This window comes from Clostridium sp. AT4, from assembly GCF_001517625.2.
GTDB lineage: Bacteria > Bacillota > Clostridia > Lachnospirales > Lachnospiraceae > Enterocloster.
Window position 1 is genome coordinate 191,355 of the sequence record NZ_LN999826.1, and the last position, 20,300, is coordinate 211,654.

Here is a 20,300-nt window from a genome sequence, read left to right on the forward strand (position 1 = left end):
ATCATGCAGATTTGCTGCAAGCTCTAAGGGGGTATAGATGTGGTATGGTTAGAGAGTAGGGTAAGAGAATAAAAACCGGAATACGGGGATTCTGGCAAGCCACAGAGGGGTCTGGGAGTTTGGTTCCGAAGAAAAGTAAAGATGGAAAATCGAAGGATATGGAGGCGGAAATCCGTGGATATCCCTAAAATCATAAGGGTAAGTTTGTGCGTCATCACCATTGCCGGAAGCATTATGCGGCGTTAGAATGGCACCATTAAAAATTAGGAGGTGCTGAGATGATGGTACAGGTTGTTGCGGTAATCGCAATCGTGATGATTGTGATGCTGGATGCGGTGGTTGTGTTAGCCGGATATCGTATGATGAAAAAGGTCTGCTTGAAAATAGTTGAAAGTATCGAGAACGAGGATGACAGTCGTGAGCCGTAAGCTCACGGCTGTTCTCTCGTTTAGGGGCATTCTTGAAGAACGGAGAATCATTTTTTTTGACTGTGCAGTGTTGAAGGGTATATTTATATTTATTTTATTTATGAGAGAGGTGATTCCGTTTGCTGAGTGCCGATACAAAAAAGCTGGAGAATGCTTATGCGGTATTTAATCAGGAATATTTTGATAATGGTCTTCCGGTTGCAATGATTACCATTCAATCCAGCCGGGGGGCGTATGGACATTGTACAACGCAGAAAGTCTGGGCTTCCGGAGAGGGGCGTTATTACGAGTTAAATCTGGGAGCCGAGTATCTGTCCCGCCCGATTGAATATGTACTTGCTACCTTGATGCATGAGATGGTTCATATTTACTGTATGGAGAACGGAATCAAGGATACGTCCAATGCTGGCAGGTATCATAACAAGAGCTTTAAAGCGGAGGCAGAGAGGCGTGGTCTTAAAATCAGTAAAGCTGGTTATATCGGATGGAGCGTGACAGAACCGACTGAGGAGTTTATTCAGAACATTCAGGACTGGGGATTGGATGCTGCCTGTGAGAATTATCGTCTGGGTGGAGAACCGGATAGCGGCAGTATCGGACCGAGTGGATCGGGCAATGAACCGGGGACAGATGGGGATGAATCCCCTAAGAAAAGACCGAGCAGCACCAGAAAATATCTATGTCCTGTCTGTGGGAATAGTGTAAGAGCAACAAAAGACGTGAATATCCTGTGTATGGATTGCAATGTTCAGATGATAAAAGTGCCGTAATGGCAGTTTCCTGTGGATTGTCCCTAAAACAGAGAGCCGATGTTCTTGCATTATGTCAGCAGACACCGTGTGAAATCAGCGTTAGAGTAGTAGTATCAAAAAAAGAAAAAATAAAGGAGCAATCAAGATATGAGTGAGAAAATGTTTACATCAAAGACAGCAGAAGTGAAGAGCTTAATCGCAGCGTTTATGGGTCAGGTACAGGAAGAAGCAGAGCGTAAGGACATCGTAGAGTATGTTCAGACCCATATAGAAAATGGTGTGACAGATGGAGTAATCGCCGGAGCAATTAAAATGATGACCGCAGACGGAGAGATTTATCCGGTTCGGCGTGGGTGCTATGTGAAGGGCGTTGGGAAAGCAAAATCCACAACATTTGAGAAAATCTATAACGTGTGCCGTAGATTTCAGCTTGACCTTGACCGGGCGTGTACATTCAATATGCTGGAGTTGACAGATGCAGAGAAGAGTATCTATCCTCAGGTGCAGGAGTTGAGTGAGCAACTGAGAGATGAAGTCAGGACTTCTACTTATGCACTTGAGGCGTTGGTAGAGATGCTTCGGGAACGGGAACAGAACCCTTCTGTTGATGTCCCGGCAGTACAGTTGGAGCCGAACCCGACAGAATGTGAGGATGCTGGCGTAGCTGAGGGACAAGCTGTCTTGCCAGAGATTGGTTTACCAGAACCGGATGAAGATAGACAGCTGGGTGAACCTGAGAACGTGGATAGCGAATCTTCTGGTATTGAGGAATCCCCATCTGAACCAACTGAGGAACAGCCTGTAATGGGAGATGAACCGTTTGAGAGTACTGAAGAGCAGCCAGAACCTGAGACAGATCACTTAGAGCCGTCAGAGACCTCTTTGGTATCTGAACCTTCCGGCAAGCGGAGAGGACGCAGGAGCAAGAAAAATTAAATAGAGACCATGGTTTATAAGTCAGGGGCATTGCCTCTGGCTTATCAAGCATTTATCAGTTAACGGTGCATCGTTAATGGATTGGTTACCAAATTACCAAAAATAGCAGGTTAGGAGATGAGAGCGTGAGTATCCGAACAAGATATAACTGGCGAGAACTTTCAGAAGAGGAGAAGGAGCAGATCCTTTCTGATATTAAGCAGAAAGATAGAGAAATGCTCAGCTATATGAATTGTTTATCCCGTAAGAGTGGAATCTGGGACTTGATAAAACGGGCAGAGAGACAGGGAATCACTGAAACGCAGCTTCTATTGTATATTATGAGCTGTTGCTGCTATATGACTGACAAGGAGCAATATATCGAGCAGAAACGGAAACAGGATGGAGACTTGGACTACATATACAGTCTGTTCCAAAAAATCCCGATTTTGAATCGACTGCTGAAGTAAGCATTCCGATAAGTAAGAGAAAAAAGAAAAGGAGAGATAAGCATGTTGAGCTATATGGAATATCATTGGGACAATTTAAGTGACATGGATCTGATGGCAATAACAGAAGAGATCAAGAGGAAAAAAATAAAAGGCGTTTTTTCTAGTAAAGAGCAGATAGAGCAAGTGAACGCTCTTCTTTTTAGAGCAAGGCGTGATAATATTAGCAATATAGACATTATTTGCTATTTACTTGACTGCTGTGACGAGCTGAGCAAGCTGAAATTTACGAGTATGCGTGAATATCAGGAAAAGATACGGAGCGGAGAGATTAAGCCTGCAATGAAGGATATAGACATGGATCTGTTAAAAACCTTTAAATATAAATGTGGATGGAGCAATAAGCGTCTGGCGGAGTACTTTGGTGTGACGGATCGGACAATCAGGAATCGTTTAAATCAGCTGAAAGGGGCAGGAGGCAAGAAATAATAAGTACAGCATAGAAAATAAGCAATATGGCTTCTGTTAGCAGATGTTAATCTTCGGACTGAATTATTTGACAGTTCTGGTTTACGTAGTATAGCGTATCTGCTCAGTATAGCATATAGATATGTTATCATAAGCATATGGAAAAATGTATTTTTCCAAGGTGTAAGCATTCGTATGTGAGTGAATCTTTGGACTGAATTATTTGACAGTTCTGGTTTACCTAGTATAGCGTATCTGCTCAGTATAGCATATAGATATGTTATCATAAGCATATGGAAAAATGTATTTTTCCGAGGTGTAAGCATTTGTATGTGAGCTAATCTTTGGATTGAATTTTCTGACAGGTCAGGTTTACTCAGTATAGCGTATCTGCTCAGTATAGCAATAAAAACTGTGAGTATGGCATATGGAAAAATGTATTTTTCCGAGGTGTAAGCATTTGTATGTGAGCTAATCTTCGGACTGAATTATTTGACAGTTCTGGTTTACCTAGTATAGCGTATCTGCTCAGTATAGCAATAAAAACTGTGAGTATGGCATATGGAAAAATGTATTTTTCCGAGGTGTAAGCATTTGTATGTGAGCTAATCTTCGGACTGAATTATTTGACAGTTCTGATTTATCTGCTATAACATATCGGAGTAGCATGGCATAAGAACTAAGGGTATAGCTTCAGTGAGATAGTAGTAAGCGTTCCTGTGGGTTCAGTGGCATTCTGGGTTGATATAGTATGGCATAATCGTTCAGGATAGCATAAGGCTATAATAGGTATGGCTTCTGAGAGCTGGTAACAAGCGTTCCTGTGGATTCAGTGGCATTCTGGGTTGATATAGTATGGCATAATCGTTCAGGATAGCATAAGGCTGTAACAGGTATGGCTTCTGAGAGCTGGTAACAAGCGTTCCTGTGGATTCGGCAGCTTTTTCAGTTTATCCGGTATAACATATCGTGGTATGGGAGCTGAGTGAGATATTTGGTTTATCTTCGGATAGACGCTTATAGCTTTCTACCTCTTTCTACTGACATTTCAGAAGAGATTCCTTTGGCTTACCGCTACGCTCTGGCTTACCCCCTGCTACTTTAGACTCCCTTAAAATCTGGGAGCAGTAGGAAAAAAATTTAATACCATTCTCCAAGCTTTTAAGTGACTAATAGGTGCTAGAAAAATCTGAGATATATCTCCTCTCTGCTTGAGCTATGAGATCTTTTTCTTGTAGATTGGGCATTGAGACTTGATACTATGTGAACTGCTGTGATGCTTTAAGTTTAATGGCAGTAGAGCATTCCTGTTTCAGGCTGACATTCCATAGACGAGTTGATTACCAAATTACCAGATTTATAGCTGTGTCAAATCCTGTTAAGCATGAGGCTGGTGCAGGAAAGCATTCCTCAGTGTGGATTTATACATATCAAGTCCCTGTATAGCAAGTCTAAAAATGGTTGACATAATAAAATGCAATAGCTTGGAAAGCAAAATAGTTCCAACATAAATACAAACATATGAGCGTATCTAAAATGATTCTGACTATTCTGAGCAAAGAACTGGCATAGTCCATAAATGGATAGCGTAAAATCCGGCAGATTGTCTACTGTCAAATAAGTTCGTTAGCGTTACAATAGGAGCATACAAAAGAACTGGAGGCGTGGTTAGAAATATGATTGCATAGATAAGAATTTGAACTAATCTAATTGAATAAAAAGGCTGTCTGTGTTAGAATAAGCTTGAAAACTAAAAAAGCATAGCACCTAGAAGAGTGCTGGAACACTCTCCCAGGTGTGAAACGTGTTTTGCAGAACACCTTTCGCAATGGTTGCTACCACTACTATGCCATTACATTATAATCTAAGTTTAGGCTTTAGACAAGATGGAAAATGGCTAGGAGTTTATTTGTTGTACTCAAAAAGACAGCGAGGCGTGAGGTTGGAGGCTTACACCTTGCTTTTTTGGTTTTCCTATCAAAGAGGTCAGCTTTGACTATGAATAGACAGCATAGAGGATATAGACAGCATAGAGGGTATTAGTTTACAGGACTGATGCCCTCAGTGTATATTTCAAGTTAGCGTTATCAACCTAGCAGTTACCAAATTACCAAACATTGAACAATTAAAAGTGTACTGTTAAAATGAGGTAAGCAGGGTTCCGGATTGGTTTAACTCCTCCTACCCCTCCTGCTTCTTTATGATAGTTACTACTTAGAATCGAGCTTGTTTATAGGTGGTATTAAATTTATTTTTAAGTGTATTGATACAGTGAGATTACAATAGGAGGTAAGCAATGAGAATCAGACTTAACAGACTTATCCTAACAACAGGAGCTTTGTTGTGTTTAACAGCAGCACCCATAGCTCAGACAAATCCTCTGGGTACGATGGAGGTTCAAGCAGCAGAACTTCCTTACTCTATTTATTGGGAGACGCAGGCAGATGGTAATTGGAAATACAAGCTTAATACAGGTGGATATGCTTCTGGGTGGATTCAAGATGAAGTAGACAAGAACTGGTATTACATGGATGAATCCGCTACAATGCAGTCTGGAGTTTACAAGTCCAATGGTAAGTATTATCTCTTATCAGAGTTACATGATGGGCATTATGGTCATATGGTTAAAAATGGAGAGGTTTATCAAGGCATAACCATATCAGCCAGCACCAATGCAGATGATGAAGGAGCATTAACCGATTCCACCTTATCAGCATTAAGAAATGCCGGAGTCAATGTAGACAATGTTCCCGACATATCCGGCAGTCAGCATGTAAAAGATGGTGAGATAACATCACCTTCACCAGCTCCTCAACCATCCCAGCCAGATCAGTCATCTCATAGTGCTCAAGCTCATGCAGATGCCTTTATGGACAAATGGTTTGGTGGACCTAATGGTCCTCTGGATAAGGGTGGAACAGGCGCAAAGGGCCATCTATACAACTAATCATTCTCATATGTAAGGAGGCTAATAAGCTTCCTTACATATTCTCATAAAACATATAATACAAGAAAGGATATAAACATATGAACAAATTTTCAAAAATCATAATAGCATTAAACATTTTATTTGGCTTAGCTTTTGTAGCGACTGTAATTTATGCAGATAGCATTAGCTTATTCTTCACAACTGGTATTAGTTTACTTGTATCATCAACCATGTTTGTGTGCTGTGTGACATATGATTACTTTAAGAACCACAGAAGAAGCACTACTAAGATAGAAGAGCAGACCCCTCATAAGGGTGCTTACTTATATATCTACATATAACAATTTGGAGACAACTATTATGAAGAATAGACTTAAGAAAATTATCCTAACAACAGGAGCTTTGTTGTGTTTAACAGCAGCACCCATAGCCCAGACAAATCCTCTGGGTCAGTTTTTAAACAAAGTAACTTGTACGATGGAGGTTCAAGCAGCAGAGCAAAACCAGCTTTCCTACTCTACTCGTTGGGAGACTCAAGCAGATGGAAGTTGGAAGTACAAGTTAGATGCTGGAGGTTATGCTTCTGGATGGATTCAAGATGAAGTAGACAAGAACTGGTATTACATGGATAGCTCTTGTACAATGCAGTCTGGTGTTTATAAGTCTTACAATAAGTATTATTTGCTGTCTGAAATTCATGACGGGCACTACGGTCATCTAGTAAAGAACGGGGAAGTTTATCAGGGTGTCACTATTTCTGCTAGTACAAATAAAGATGATGAAGGAGCGTTAACCGAGGCTACTATAAATGCTCTAAGGGATGCTGGTGTGAATGTAGACAATGTAAAAGACATCTCTGGCAGTCAGCATGTATCAGATGGTGTAGTAACATTAAATCCAGATCCAGCAGCACAGAATCAGACAAGTAATACTAGTGGAAGCAGCTTATTTGAGAGCAATAATGGAGAAACAAATCTTTTAGACAAAGGTGGTACAGGATCTGACATTAGATTACATTAAAAACAGAAATGGAGCTTCCTAGAGATATTATTGATGCAGTAATAAATTTTATAGACAATGAGGGTGTTAGTTTACGAGACTAACACCCTCCTACATAAGTCAGGAGACAACTATTATGAAGAACAGACTTAAAAAAGTCATTATTACAACAGGAGCATTATTGATGATGACAATGGCTCCGATTAGTCAAGCAAACCCATTAGGGCAGTACTTAAATATCATTACAGCTCAAGCAGCAGAGCTTAATCAATCTCCTCGTTGGCATGCAGATTCCAATGGTGTCTGGTATTTAAAGAATGAGTCTGGTACTGGAAATGTAGTGAACAGTTGGTTTCAAGATTTAGACGGCTCTTGGTACCTCCTGGCTCCCAATGATGGACATATGTATGCAGGATTGATTCACGATACATTAATAGATAAGTGGTATTACTGTCAGACAGAACACGATGGCTATTATGGAAGAATGGCTCATACAGATGGTGTTTATATGGTAAACAATCAGCAAGTACATTTAACATTCAATCAGAACCATGACGGTACATTTGGAGCAATTACTTCTGGTTTATCTAGTTTACAGTCAACTGGAGTAGCTTCTCAAGATGTAGCTGGACTTCCAACAGAGAGCACAGGAGCAAATACTGGTGGATCTGGGCAGAGTGTTGATAATACAGCACCTCAGTCACAGAATCAGCCAGCAGATAATAGTGGTTTAACAGATTTAAGTAGTGGAGCAGAGCGAATCCCGTTAGCTCCGACAGATAAATCTCCGATCGGCACGAAGAGGGATGGATATACATTACACTGGAACGGATACTCTTATGAAGCTCCGTACTGGTCTAAGGATGCTGTGCAAGGAGACTATGCTGGAGATTTAACTCCTGGGGGACATTGGGACTTCTACTAAAATATAGCCTATAAAACTAAATATTTGGCATTGTAAGGAGTTGATCTGGAAGGTCAGCTCCTTAACTGCATTTTAAGAGCTTTTTAAAAGATCTCGCTACTTACAAATAAGCTTGTTTATATGTAGTGATAAATTTTTATTTTTATTAACAAAGGAGTAAAGTTTATCATGACATATAAGATATGCGAGTACTGTGGAAAAGAGTTTGAGGCAAGCAGACCTAATCAAATATACTGTAGTAAAGAGTGCGGCAAAAGGAATTGGAATGAGCGAGGATATGTAAAGATTAAGGCATCGAGAGAAGGAGATTAGTGGCTTATTTGATACCTCGTCAAGCATTAGAGGACAATAGAACAAAGTTTACAGAGCCAGAGCTATTACATAATAGCATATATTTCCTTGTTGGCAATCAAGATGGAGATAGTTTACATGGATTCAGGGGGAGACAGGTCTGATTTCCTCTGGCTCTGAAAGTTCACAGAAAATCTATGGTATTTTCATAATGGGTGCGTTATAATCAAAGAAAAGGAAGGTGGATACAGATGGCAGAGTATAGTTATGCGGAAGCTTATACAAGATACATTATTTATATATCAGATAAATATAAGAAAAGTGAAAAGAGTGTAGTGGATACTTTCCGTCAGGATGGTACAGAACAGAGATTTAAGGATTTATACATGGAAAAACCGGATTTAACAAATGAACAGTATGATAAACAGCTGGGGGAAAATTAAATGTCATTAGTGGATTTACGGACAAGAAAAACCTCTAGGGGAACTGTAGTTTTGTATCATGGCTCATCCTGTATGGACATAGAGAAATTTGATATACAGTATTCCAGAGACTATTTGGACTTTGGGGTAGGTATGTACTTTACGACTAATAGAGAGCAGGCGATGCTATGGTCAATTACGAAAAGTAGATTTGGGGCAGTGTATGAGGTGGAAATTGACTTGGATCAGGTTGATTTAAAGCAGTTTTTAAGGTACGACAACGAGTTTATCAATACATTCTGTTTATGTAGAGCTGGATTTGAGCCGGATGCAAATGCAATTAAAGGATACAATGCTATATATGGCTATATGATTGATAATGACAGAGCTGCTATTGTTAAGAGTACCAATGACTATGTAATTGGGAAAGCAACTGAAGCAGAGGTTAGAAATAGCATTCGAGTATTTGAATCAAAGGATCAGCTGTGTATAAAAGAACAGTGGATTTTGGATCAAATGCAGATCAAATGGAAAGGAATCACAGAAAAAGTAGATGGCTTTCCAAGAGGAGACAGGAGGTCTGTAAAATGGAAAAAATAGATTCTTTAAAAGATGTAATAGGAGCAAAGGTAGCAATCATGGTAGAGATTATGACGCATATTTTAGGTTGTTCCTATTCAGATGCCTACTACATTATTGTAGGTTCAGACACATACCATCTTATGCAAGAGCAAGTTTATAAGACGCTGCATGACAGTCCTCAGGCGAACTTGTCTGATATAGGCGAGGAGTTAAGGAAAGCGGGAAATAAACTGGGACAGATGATAACGGATACCAATATTAAGCGTGCAATGCTTCAAATGCGAGAAGAGAACATTCGGAAAAATGATTAGCGTAAGAGAATTAAAGGGAATAGACGAACATTTAAAGGAAATAGACAGGTTGATTCAGTTGTCCCCTAAGAGGGCGGTTGACCATTCTCAGATTAGAAACCCGAAAGAGATTGAAAGGCATGAGCAAATGAAGCAGTATGCTTTGCGGTTGGGGATTAACCTTTATATGACGGATGATACAGAATCCGGTTATGACAAAGATAAAGAAGAAGCATATCTGTTTATTACGAGGGGACAGAAAGTTCCAGAAGAGCTTGAAAGAAAGCTGATTCAGAGAGAACAGGACAGGATATCCAGAGAGACAGAAACAAAAAGAAAATGAAGCATAAATAGTCAGGTGGTGCTTTTGTGGAGACAATAAGCAAAGAAAGCATACTGAACAAACTTTCAGAGATAAGCAGAAATACAGGGTTGATATTAGGTTTAGCTGGTTCTTATGCCAGAGGAACAAATGATAAGGATAGTGACATAGATATTGTAGTGGATACAAAGGAGCTTGATATTCCTACAATAGAAAAATTGAAAAATGCTTTTGTTCCGATGAAAGCAGATGTGCTGATTACAGATTTGCTTAAACAAGAAGATACGGCATTGGATGACCTGTTGATCAGCATAGGAGTGGGAAAAAATCTGGATAGTGTTTATAAGAGCATTATGAGAGAGGTGATCTGGGTTGGCGAAAAGTCTTAGCGATAAAAGCGGTTAAGGCTTTAATCAAGAGTTGTACCGAAAGGAAGTCAGGTGGGACATAAAGTCTCGCCTGTCTTTTGGTTTATGGGGATGCAGCGTTTCGGTGTGCTGGTGGCAGCTTCTAAGAAATCGAGTTGGAGCGTGGAAAATGAAAATGCAGCCAGCATATGAGTGGATTTATGGGTGCGTATGAGAACCGGACAGGCTGTAAAACAAATAGGAGCAGTTGTTGGAAAATATAAGAAGGAGACAAATAAAATCCCGAACTAAAAAACAAGTCGGATTCTGCTTGGAAATCGGAGTATGGCGTGGAAATTTCTAAAAGGTTGGCAGTACCGGAAAATTTAGGGTGCGTTGCGCTTCCGGCTTGTCAAAATAAAAGAGAGAGAAAAAAACGGATAGGTATGTGGTGGGAGATAGGTTGAGAGACGGGACGAAGTTTGAAAAAGTATGAAAAAGTAGCGATTCTGATGGTATGAGGTTCGAGGTGCGAAAGTTGGTTTTATAGAGGGAAAAATAAGTAGTAAGTCAGGCGGTCTCCAGATCTGCGACAGTTGTAGCAGTTTGAGAGAAAATGCAAGCAAGTCGGTAAAAGGAAGAAACATTGCTGCAATCCGCTGGAACTGATTTTCCGGCTTCTTTTTATAAATGGGTATATTTTATTTCATTTATAAAAAGGGGTTGATACATATGATTTATGGATATGCTCGTATTTCATCGCCGAGGCAGAACATTGAGAGACAGATCCGAAATATTAAGGGTGCATACCCAGAGGCAGTTGTGATACAGGAAGTGTTTACTGGTACAAACTATAAAGACCGGAAGCGTCTGAAGGGAATTGTCCGGCGTGTAAAGGCTGACGATACGATTGTGTTTGACAGTGTTTCCCGAATGAGCAGAAATGCGAAGGAAGGCTTTGAACTGTATGAAGAGCTGTTTAATCGTGGGATTCATCTGGTATTCTTAAAAGAGCCGCATATCAATACAGATGTTTATCGTAGAAATATGAATCCTGACATTCAAATGACCGGAGAGAAAGCAGATATTCTTCTGGAGGCTGTGAAACGGTATCTGCTGGAAGTAGCGAAGGATCAGATCCGGATTGCGTTTGAGCAGTCAGAAAAAGAGGTTATGGATTTACGGCAAAGAACGAAAGAGGGAATCGAAACGGCAAGACTGAATGGAAAACAGATTGGACAGGTCAAGGGTGCGAAGCTTGAGACGAAGAAGAGCGTAGAAGCCAAAGAGCTGATTAAAAAGCATTCCCGCAGCTTTGACGGCAATCTAAATGATAAAGAGTGCATGAAATTAGCCGGAGTCAGTCGGAATACCTTTTATAAATATAAACGGGAGCTGTTGGAGAAAGAGAACATTTGTGAAAAGGAACGCATGGAGTAAAGATAGAACGGTTTATCTGGACGGATGAAATCAAAACGGGTCAGGCTTGGAGGAGAATCAAGGTCTGGCTTGTTTTGATTTTTGAGGAACCGTCAAGGTCTGAAAAATCTTATTGAAATATAAAAAATCTTACAAATTATTTGAATAAGGTGTTATGGCGATTTTTTTTGAGAAAATCAGGCGAAAACGAGGGATTTTCCGGGGCGAAAAAGCCTTTGTATGAAAATGGTTTGAAATCTTTCTTATTTCAAGAGGGTTGAAGTAAGAAAATACGGAAAAAACGCTGTGTCCGGCATGGTTCAAAGTGGAGTGGATGCGTGTTGCAATGTTGTCTGGGTAGCATTGGCTCTATGTTGGCTTTTGAATCCAATGACGCAAAGAGTAAATCGTGGAAGCTTTAAGGATCTGAAAGGGTATGAATGTTCCATAGATAGCTTGTGTTGGATTGAATAATGGAGAAAAGCGGCTTAGCAGTCCGGTTTCTGTTGGGTGTCCTTGCTCCATCATCTGCCTGTAAATTTTGTGAACAATAGCTTTCAAAATGGAGTGGAGCATGATTGTGAAATGCAATAATGAAAATGCGGATAGAAAATAAGAAATCCGGTTGACAGGCTGCAATATAAGAACAGCGTGCCGGAACGGTTTGGAGTTTATCCGGCTGACATTCATAAGGATTAGAACCGAGTGCAGAGTGGGTGTATGCATTGGAACTGGAAAAAACGGAATATCAGAAATAATAGAAAAAATGCTAGAGACAGGTTATGTCAAGAAAACAACATTCTCTGACGGAATAGGTATCTATGGGAGGACAGGCTTTGTTTTCCTGTTTAGCTGGAAATGGAATCAAAATGACATGGCAGCCAGAGATTCAGGAGATAAGGGATAAAAAGTCAGAAAAAATGGCGGCAGATTGGTATGAGGGGATGGACATTGGAAGATGTCCGAGTCCAACATCTGGATTTCTCATTGTAAGCCTGAAAATCAGCTTTCGATTGTGGAATGGGTGTTTTTATTTATAAATTTTTGAGAAAGGACGGTTATGGCTATGGCGATTGATACAAAAGTAACCGAGGAAGAGATCCGTAAAGTGTATGCAGAGGTCGTGAGGGGAAATGTTTTGAGCATTGTTCATCGTCCCAGTAACCGAGTGGTGCTTCAGGTTGTGATTTATCCGCAGGGAGATATGGCAATCACGCATAGATTCTATATGGATCTTGCAAAGCGTCTGTTGAAGTACTGCAAAGAGGTGTATGTGGATCTGTATCCGAATAACAGGAGGTAGGAGAGCGTAAGAAAAAGGCTGGACAGGGTCAATCCTGTGTCCGGCTTTTTTCATGCTGTTTGGTATGGTTGATAGAAAACAGTTAGAGATAAAAAAATGTGAAAAATGGTAGACAGCCAAAGCCAGACCATAAGCATTTTTGAGGGTGCTGGTAGAAAATCCGATTGAGATAAAAAAGTAAGAAAAACAGGAGGCAGGCAGAATCAATCATAAGCATTTGGAACTGCTGATAGAAAATCCGATTGAGATAAAAAAGTAAGAAAAACAGGAGACAGGCAGATTCCGATCATAGGCATAGAGAGATAGAAAAATTAACAAGTGTATGTTAAAATTGAACTATCGAGTAGCCGGAGGTGGTTGTATGACAATCTATGAACTGAATGATAAGCTGGAGTTAAGCAACGGGAGAGCCAGAAAAGAGGTATCGAAAAATGAAGTGATCATCGTCAATATGATGATGCTTGGGTTGATTTGTAAATACATTCAGAAGGAGAACTATAGTAAGCTGGCAAGAGATCTTCAAATGAGCGAGAAACGCTTACAGAGCCTTAGGAATGGCGTGGATACCAGTGGAAGCAGCACCGTTCTGGATAAGGAGACATTTAACCGGATTGGAAAAAAGTTTCGTATTGCGGTCTCAGACCTGCAGAACGGAAATGAGATATGGTGCAGGGATGGATCCGAGAAGCTTATGATTCAGTACCGGAGGCTGCTATGCTTATATCAGTTGTCGAAATCGACTTGGATATCAGAAGATTATCTGTCCGGTTTATTCGTTGGGAAGGAGTACGATCTTCTGTTAAAAGGAAGTAAGTCCATTCAGGCGAGAAAACGGGCAAATAAAAGAAAAGCGGATGCAGATGAAGCAGAACGGGCGTTCCTTAAGAAGCTGAAAGAAATCGAGGGAACTCTGATAGAGCAGCTGCGAGAGGACTATGAGCATACCGCTGGAATAGACAGAGAGGGAGAACGGGAATACAATCGGGTTTTGAACTACTTCAAGTTTGGGGACGGAAAAAGTTCGATGCAGCAATGGGTACGGGAAGAGACCGTGAGAATGAGCAAATGGGATTATGAGGCATTGAAGGAAGTAGACGGGGAACCTTTGAGAAACTACCTGACAGAGTTAAGGAGACAGCAAACATTTGTTCAGGCGTTGTTGCTCTTGCCGGATAAGAGAAAAAAATAGAAAAATTTGAAAAAAAATATGAGAAAAAAGGCGTTAGGCAAGGTTTACCTGACGTCTTTTTTTCATGGTGCTTTCCAATAAAAAGCAAAGACTACTAATACATTACCGATATGCATACTGATTAAGCGTGGACTATTGGTAGAAAAGTGCTTGATATTCAAGAAATACTACCAACATGTTAGTATATACTTGTAAGCGAGAGGGACACAAAACAGTCCCTAGAGCTTAGAAATCGCCCCCATAACCTAGAAGAAGTGCGCCTGTTTGGCGATTGCAGAGTACTTATTTTGGGGAGTGGTGTGTTCAAGTGGGAAAAAACGGTGTAAAAGTGGCTTGTTTATGCAGAATAACATAAAAATATCATAAATAGACAGAATATTCAAACAGAAATGGAGGGGATAGCAGCAAAAAACTGCACCTTGACAACTGAATATGGATGATTAGACGCTAAATGCTTTTGCGCTTTAATATAGAAAATTATTATACATCAAAGGAGAAAATGAACATGAGTGACAAGATGATTACATTAGATAGAAAAGATAAGAACCTTATTTATGAGAATACAGAAATGAGAGTGTTTATGTATGGCATTCGGCATCAGGTAAACGGACGCAAAAAAATTTGGTTTGCCGTTCAGGATGTGAAAAGCGGACGAATGTATACGGGCATTTCTTCTAGTATGAAGGAGCTCATTTGCAAAGGAAGCGTGTTTGATGAGTTCTACGACTACGGATTTGACAGGGAAGGCGTGGCGTGTATCAAGGAGAACGCAGTGGAACGGATGGTTACTATGGAATATGAGGAGACTCAGGAGACGGAGTTAAGCATCGAGGAGATAAAAGACCGTCTGATTGAGTTGGCAGAACATAATAAAGAGCATGAGAGCTGGAAGATTTTGTGTGGCGAAAAAATATACTATAACATACCGACTGGAAAGTTTAAGGAATTGTGCAAGCAGGAGTTTGACTTCTTGAGTTATCGGCAAATCGTGCAGGAGTTTAAGATGCGTGGATATTTAAAATGCAATAGTGGACGGAATGATTATAAGAATGAGTCGAACGGAGTCAGAGGAATCTGTTTACTGGCTGAAGAAGTTTCCTGTGAGAAGCAGAAACCCGCAGAGGACAGCACTGGTACAGAGGGGGAGGCGGCATAAGATGAAGATTAGCTTAGTACCGTGGACAGGTGGAAAATTCCGTGTGGTGGATACGCTGTATCATTTATTCCCAAAGCATACTTCTTATTATGAACCGTTTTTCGGCTCAGGGGCGGTGCTGATCAATAAAAAGAGATGCCGGCATGAGACTGTGAGCGAGTACAGTAGAGACCTGTATATGTTACATAAGGTGTTGTCCGATCCGGAAAAAAGCCGAGAACTGAGAAGGCGGTTGAGACATCAGGAACTGAACGAGGAAGCATTTCTGAAGGCGAAAAGAATCCTGAATGAAGGAAAGGCGCAGGATGATATCGAATGGGCGATGTGTAAGTATCTCAGGATCGTATTATCCTACAACGGAATGGGAGAGTTTTATCAGCCTTATCTGGGGAGACATTTTACCAGTATGATAGAGCAGAAGTTTCCCGCTGTGACCGAGCGGTATCAGGGAGTAGACATTCGTTGTCAGGACGGCGTGGAGCTGATACGAGAGGCAAAAGACAAGGAGGATGCATTTGTGTTTGCAGACCCACCCTATCTTCTGAACCTGCGAGGCAACAAAAAGATTTATGACAATGAAATGGGAGAGAAGGAACATATCCAGATGTTAGAGTACATGCAGGAAGCGAAGTGCAAGATTATGCTCTGCGGCTACTATGACAGTGAAAAAAAGGGCGGAGATTTGTATGACAGGCTCTTGGAATATGGATGGAAGCGTTATAAACTGGCGGATCTGGTACAATCCTGTTCCAATCAAAAGAAAAAAGGCATTGGCGAGGAGTTTATCTGGGTCAACTATGAGCTTCCTCCTCAGGCAAGATTTTATATCCGAATGAGTACGGAAGTCAGCAAAGCGAATAAAAACTAGCAGAAAGATTTGTGAAGAATGGCAATAGACAGACGGGGAGGGTCAGCGTTACCCTCCCAGACAGAAAGGAAATGTGTATGGATAACGAAAAAAGAGTGCCGCTGTGGCATAAATATAGCTTGACGATCCGAGAGGCGAGTGAGTATTTCAATCTGGGAGAAAAGAAGCTCCGTCAGATTATACAGGAGCAGCCACAGGAGGATTTTATACTGAATAATGGGACAAAGGTACTGATTAAGAGAGTGAAGTTTGAGCAGTTTATGGATGCTGCAAGCTGTGTATAAGGGATTACGAAAGGGGACAGAGCAATGGCAGTAAGTGAGAAACGAAAAGATAATAGAGGACGGATTCTGCGTGACGGAGAACAGCAGAGAGCAGACGGGCGTTATATGTATACATATAAGGATCCGTTGACCAGAAAAGTGAGTTATATATACAGCTGGAAGCTGGAACCCCACGACAGGGTTCCGTCCGGCAAGAGAACGGATCTCTCCCTCAGGGAAAAAATCAGAGAGCTTAAGGAAAACGAGAGGAACGGGATTCTGTACCGTGGTGGCGATCTGAGCGTTCTGGAGCTGGTAGAAAAATACCTGAATACGAAAAACGGGGTGCGCCCAACTACCCAGAACGGCTACCGTACCGTAGTGAACTTTCTGAAAAAAGACCCGTTTGGAGAAAAACGGATTGACACGGTTCGGGTATTAGATGCCAAAGAATGGATTGTAGGCTTACAGAAAAAAGGAAAAGGATACAGCAGCATTCATTCGATTCGTGGTGTGCTTCGTCCGGCATTTGCACTGGCAGCAGAGAGCGATTTCATCAGAAAGAATCCATTTGACTTTGAGTTAAAGGAGGTCTTAATCAATGATTCCAGTAAACGGGATGCGGTGGAGCCAAGCGTGGAGAAGAGATTTCTGGACTTTGTGAAGAATGACGAGACTTATCGTGAGTGCTATGACGGGATGTTTATCCTGTTTAAAACCGGACTTCGAGTTTCAGAGCTGAGCGGACTGACATTGAGAGACATTGATATGAAAGAGCGTACAATCAATATCAACCATCAGCTGCAAACCACAGGTCATAAAGGAAAGTACATCGAGGAAACCAAGACCAATGCAGGAACAAGAATCTTGCCGATGACGGAAGAGGTTTATGAAGCATTTCAGAGAGTGCTTGAGAACCGGAAATCCCCAAAGGTGGAGCAGATCATAGACGGATACAGTGGATTTTTGTTTCTGGACAGACGGGGAAAGGCAATGGTATCGTATCAGTGGGAAAAGCGTTTCCAGCGTGCAGTTGAGAAGCACAACAAAGAGAATAAAAGGAAGCTGCCAAAGATTACCCCTCATATCTGCCGCCATACCTACTGTACGAATATGGCGAAGAGCGGTATTAGTCCGAAAACGCTGCAATATCTGATGGGGCATAGTTCGATTGAAGTAACGATGAATGTGTATACTCATCTGGGTCTGGTGGACGCCAAAAGAGAAGTAGACCGTCTGGAGGCAATGAAGGAGATCAACGAAAAAGAACAGACAGGAAAATGGTTCCGGATGGCATAGTCCGGAATCTTTTTTTGCCTGAAATCCATATGGACAGAGAATTTACCTGTGAATTTACTTTTTTTGCTGGCCTAGATATGCGAAGATATGCTATACTATGCCTACATATAGTATTAGGGCAAATGCTTTGAAATGTAGAGAATACAAGGAAAAACGAGGTTATACCAGGATATGAAACGATATGTCAGAGTGTTATTTATTTGCCACGGCAACATCTGCCGCTCCCCCATGTGTGAGAGCGTATTCACCCACATGGTTAAGGAAGCCGGTTTGGCAGATCGATTTCTGATCGACTCAGCTGCGACCAGCACAGAGGAAATAGGAAATCCGGTTCATTGGGGAACGGTAAACAAACTAAAAGAGGTTGGGATTCCGTTAGTCCCCCACAGGGCAAAGCAGATCCAAACAGCAGATTATGATAAATTTGACTATATCATAGGTATGGACACAGCAAATATACGCAATCTCAACCGGATGTTAAAAGGAGATCCAAAGGGAAAGATATACAAGCTTCTTTCCTTTGCAGGTTCAGGAAGAGATATTGCAGATCCGTGGTATACGGGTAATTTTGATGAAACGTATTTAGATATAATGGAAGGCTGCAAGGGATTTCTGAAATATCTGAAAGACAACAGAGAAATTGTTTGAGTTTTTTACGCTGTATTGTATCCTGCACCTTGGCTTCCATCAATCAGTGGATAAGGGAAAACGTGTATCCCTTATCTGCTGATGGCAGCATACTGCAAAATGCGGAAACCCAGGAGAAATTGAAAGACGAAGAGAGCACTGCAAAATCATCAGATTCAGGTGATTGAGCAGTGCTCTCTTTTATAAAATTCAGATAGAGAAAATACCAAACATTCCGCAGTGATTACTCTTCCAATGCTCTGAGCGCCTTCTTAAACTGGAAGAAGAACAGCACAGCAGTGAAGCTGACTGCAAAGAAATCAGCGATCGGCTCTGCCAGATATACGGCAGTAGTCGGATCGGAAGGCATAAACTTAGGAACCAGATAGATCAGAGGCAGCAGCAGGATGAACTTACGCATAACAGCGACCAGGATGGAAGCCTTTGCATTGCCGATAGCAGTGAAGGTCATCTGGCAGGCCATCTGGATGCCGAAGAGGAACATACAGGCCATATAGATCCGCAGTGCATGCTTGGTAAAGTCGATCAGAGCCGGGTCTGAGGTGAACATGGCGGCAAATGCCTGAGGAGCAAGCATGACGCCCAGCCACAGCAGGGATGCATAGGATAAGCTCAAGGCGAGAAGCAGCTTATAGGCTGAGCGTACGCGCCCAGTGAGATTTGCGCCGTAGTTGTAGCTGATGATGGGCTGTGCGCCCTGGCCCAGGCCCTGTAAGGGCAGCATGGCAAACTGCATGACGCTGGTTAAGATGGTCATAGCGCCGACTGCGATGTCGCCGCCGTACTTTAACAGGGAGGAGTTAAAGCATACGGAGATTACGCTTTCACTGGACTGCATGATAAAGGTGGACAGTCCCAGCGCAAGGCTTGGCATGATAATGGAACGGGTAAGCTTTAAATTGGAAGCTTTGATCTTTAAGAAGGTCTTTTTTCCGAAGAGGAAGGCCAGCACCCAGGTACAGGATAATGCCTGTGATAAGATAGTTGCCAGAGCCGCGCCGCGTACTCCCATTCCAAATACAAAAATGAAAATCGGATCCAGGATAATATTTGCTGCCGCACCGATCATAACGGAGAGCATGCCTGTTTTTGCAAAGCCCTGGGCTGTGATAAATGCATTCATACCCAGTGTGAGCTGTACGAAAATAGTTCCCAGAGCGTAGATATTCATATAGGCTACGCCGTATTCTACGGTATTTTCACTGGCGCCGAAAGCCAGAAGAAATTCACGGTTCCACATTAAAAGAACAGCGGTAAGAACAGCGGAGATAATCAGCTGAACGGTAAAGCAGTTGCCCAGTGTTTTTTCAGCCGCCTGTTTATCGCCCTGTCCCATAAAGATCGAGGCTCTGGGAGCGCCGCCGTTTCCAACCAGAGCAGCGAATGCGGACACGATCATAATAAGGGGCATGCAGACACCTACTCCTGTAAGGGCCAGAGCGCCGTTTTCAGGAATGTGTCCTATGTAAATGCGGTCTATGATGTTGTAAAGCATGTTGATGATCTGAGCAGTAACAGTAGGAAGAGCCAGCTTTAAAAGAAGCTTTCCCACAGGCTCTTTTGCCAGAAAATCTTTGTTGTCATTCATGTGTACTCCTGCCTTTCATAGCATTTTTTGCGTTTTCCATGAGCCGTTTTGAAAGAATCTGGTAGCAGGCAAACTCTTCTTTGGAAAATCCCTGAAACAGATATCCTCTGTATTCATCCATAAGCGTATCTACATCAGCAGTAATGGAGTGTGAGGCGGGCAGCAGAGCCAGGTGGATCCGGCGTCTGTCATGGAGATCCGGGATTCTCTTTAAGAGCCCTTTCTGTATCAGGCTTTCCACAGCCTGGGAGACATTTCCTTTTGAGAGCATCCGAAGCTCCGTGATGTCGGCCGCAGTATCTTTCCCCGGATTATTGTGGAGAAATGTGATGACATTTGCCTCGATCAGAGTCAGTCCATAGGTTTCAGAGAGCTGTTTTAGCAGGCTGTCCTGAAACTTCATGGCAGCCCGGATACCTAAAAGAAAATCAGTGTTTGAGGTCATTGG

The 20,300-nt window shown here is 41.8% G+C and carries 22 protein-coding genes; 20 read left to right on the forward strand and 2 right to left on the reverse strand.

The features are described from left to right. The first annotated feature begins 278 nt into the window (after nt 1–278). The 20 genes from BN3656_RS16580 to BN3656_RS02875 all read left to right on the forward strand — a co-directional run bounded on the left by BN3656_RS16580 (nt 279) and on the right by BN3656_RS02875 (nt 18,264). Nucleotides 279–428 carry a hypothetical protein gene (locus BN3656_RS16580; protein ID WP_167544851.1) on the forward strand — a complete coding sequence of 50 codons (150 nt, stop codon included), beginning with the start codon at nt 279–281 and terminating at the stop codon, nt 426–428. Nucleotides 429–547: 119 nt separating this feature from the next. Next, on the forward strand, nt 548–1,198 hold the full coding sequence (locus BN3656_RS02775; RefSeq protein ID WP_066543845.1) for a SprT-like domain-containing protein: 651 nt from the start codon (nt 548–550) through the stop codon (nt 1,196–1,198). Nucleotides 1,199–1,327: 129 nt separating this feature from the next. Then, a complete protein-coding gene (locus BN3656_RS02780) occupies nt 1,328–2,116 on the forward strand; it encodes a hypothetical protein (RefSeq protein WP_066543847.1) in 789 nt (262 codons plus the stop codon). A 491-nt stretch (nt 2,117–2,607) separates the two neighbouring features. Continuing rightward, entirely contained in the window at nt 2,608–3,033 is a 426-nt protein-coding gene (locus BN3656_RS02790; RefSeq protein ID WP_066543852.1) for an HTH domain-containing protein, read from the forward strand. 2,275 nt (nt 3,034–5,308) lie between these two features. Next, the gene (locus BN3656_RS02795; protein WP_066543854.1) at nt 5,309–5,959 is read left to right on the forward strand and encodes a hypothetical protein; all 651 of its coding nucleotides are present in this window, start codon (nt 5,309–5,311) and stop codon (nt 5,957–5,959) included. 342 nt (nt 5,960–6,301) lie between these two features. Further along, nucleotides 6,302–6,961 carry a hypothetical protein gene (locus BN3656_RS02805; RefSeq protein WP_066543856.1) on the forward strand — a complete coding sequence of 220 codons (660 nt, stop codon included), beginning with the start codon at nt 6,302–6,304 and terminating at the stop codon, nt 6,959–6,961. Between the two features lie 115 nt (nt 6,962–7,076). Beyond that, on the forward strand, nt 7,077–7,865 hold the full coding sequence (locus tag BN3656_RS02810; protein WP_066543860.1) for a hypothetical protein: 789 nt from the start codon (nt 7,077–7,079) through the stop codon (nt 7,863–7,865). 542 nt (nt 7,866–8,407) lie between these two features. Further along, nucleotides 8,408–8,599 carry a hypothetical protein gene (locus BN3656_RS02815; RefSeq protein ID WP_066543861.1) on the forward strand — a complete coding sequence of 64 codons (192 nt, stop codon included), beginning with the start codon at nt 8,408–8,410 and terminating at the stop codon, nt 8,597–8,599. After that, on the forward strand, nt 8,600–9,178 hold the full coding sequence (locus BN3656_RS02820; protein ID WP_081422817.1) for a DUF3990 domain-containing protein: 579 nt from the start codon (nt 8,600–8,602) through the stop codon (nt 9,176–9,178). Next, the gene (locus BN3656_RS02825; protein ID WP_066543863.1) at nt 9,166–9,471 is read left to right on the forward strand and encodes a hypothetical protein; all 306 of its coding nucleotides are present in this window, start codon (nt 9,166–9,168) and stop codon (nt 9,469–9,471) included. The genes BN3656_RS02820 and BN3656_RS02825 overlap by 13 nt, the downstream gene beginning before the upstream one ends. Continuing rightward, nucleotides 9,464–9,793: a hypothetical protein gene (locus tag BN3656_RS02830; RefSeq protein ID WP_066543868.1), complete on the forward strand. Its 330-nt coding sequence runs from the start codon at nt 9,464–9,466 to the stop codon at nt 9,791–9,793. Before BN3656_RS02825 ends, BN3656_RS02830 begins: the two co-directional genes overlap by 8 nt. A 26-nt stretch (nt 9,794–9,819) precedes the next feature. Next, nucleotides 9,820–10,161 carry a nucleotidyltransferase domain-containing protein gene (locus BN3656_RS02835; RefSeq protein ID WP_066543870.1) on the forward strand — a complete coding sequence of 114 codons (342 nt, stop codon included), beginning with the start codon at nt 9,820–9,822 and terminating at the stop codon, nt 10,159–10,161. Between the two features lie 690 nt (nt 10,162–10,851). Beyond that, on the forward strand, nt 10,852–11,559 hold the full coding sequence (locus BN3656_RS02840) for a recombinase family protein (RefSeq protein ID WP_066543872.1): 708 nt from the start codon (nt 10,852–10,854) through the stop codon (nt 11,557–11,559). A gap of 1,045 nt (nt 11,560–12,604) precedes the next feature. Next, a complete protein-coding gene (locus BN3656_RS02850) occupies nt 12,605–12,841 on the forward strand; it encodes a hypothetical protein (protein WP_066543879.1) in 237 nt (78 codons plus the stop codon). A 361-nt stretch (nt 12,842–13,202) separates the two neighbouring features. Continuing rightward, nucleotides 13,203–14,030, forward strand: coding sequence for a hypothetical protein (locus tag BN3656_RS02855; RefSeq protein ID WP_066543881.1), 828 nt, complete (start codon nt 13,203–13,205; stop codon nt 14,028–14,030). Between the two features lie 505 nt (nt 14,031–14,535). Next, on the forward strand, nt 14,536–15,186 hold the full coding sequence (locus tag BN3656_RS16395) for a hypothetical protein (protein WP_066543883.1): 651 nt from the start codon (nt 14,536–14,538) through the stop codon (nt 15,184–15,186). Nucleotide 15,187: 1 nt separating this feature from the next. Beyond that, complete coding sequence (locus tag BN3656_RS02860; protein WP_066543885.1) at nt 15,188–16,054, forward strand: DNA adenine methylase; 867 nt, start codon at nt 15,188–15,190, stop codon at nt 16,052–16,054. A 77-nt stretch (nt 16,055–16,131) separates the two neighbouring features. Then, the gene (locus BN3656_RS02865; RefSeq protein ID WP_066543888.1) at nt 16,132–16,338 is read left to right on the forward strand and encodes an excisionase; all 207 of its coding nucleotides are present in this window, start codon (nt 16,132–16,134) and stop codon (nt 16,336–16,338) included. 24 nt (nt 16,339–16,362) lie between these two features. Next, complete coding sequence (locus BN3656_RS02870; protein ID WP_066543889.1) at nt 16,363–17,616, forward strand: tyrosine-type recombinase/integrase; 1,254 nt, start codon at nt 16,363–16,365, stop codon at nt 17,614–17,616. A gap of 171 nt (nt 17,617–17,787) precedes the next feature. Beyond that, a complete protein-coding gene (locus BN3656_RS02875; RefSeq protein ID WP_081422819.1) occupies nt 17,788–18,264 on the forward strand; it encodes a low molecular weight protein-tyrosine-phosphatase in 477 nt (158 codons plus the stop codon). A gap of 223 nt (nt 18,265–18,487) precedes the next feature. Here the strand turns inward: BN3656_RS02875 and BN3656_RS02880 are convergent, their stop codons facing one another. Further along, nucleotides 18,488–19,852, reverse strand: a complete 1,365-nt coding sequence (locus BN3656_RS02880) for an MATE family efflux transporter (RefSeq protein ID WP_066543892.1) — start codon at nt 19,850–19,852, stop codon at nt 18,488–18,490. Beyond that, nucleotides 19,845–20,297, reverse strand: a complete 453-nt coding sequence (locus tag BN3656_RS02885; RefSeq protein ID WP_066543894.1) for a helix-turn-helix domain-containing protein — start codon at nt 20,295–20,297, stop codon at nt 19,845–19,847. Before BN3656_RS02885 ends, BN3656_RS02880 begins: the two co-directional genes overlap by 8 nt. Between the last annotated feature and the right edge of the window lie 3 nt (nt 20,298–20,300).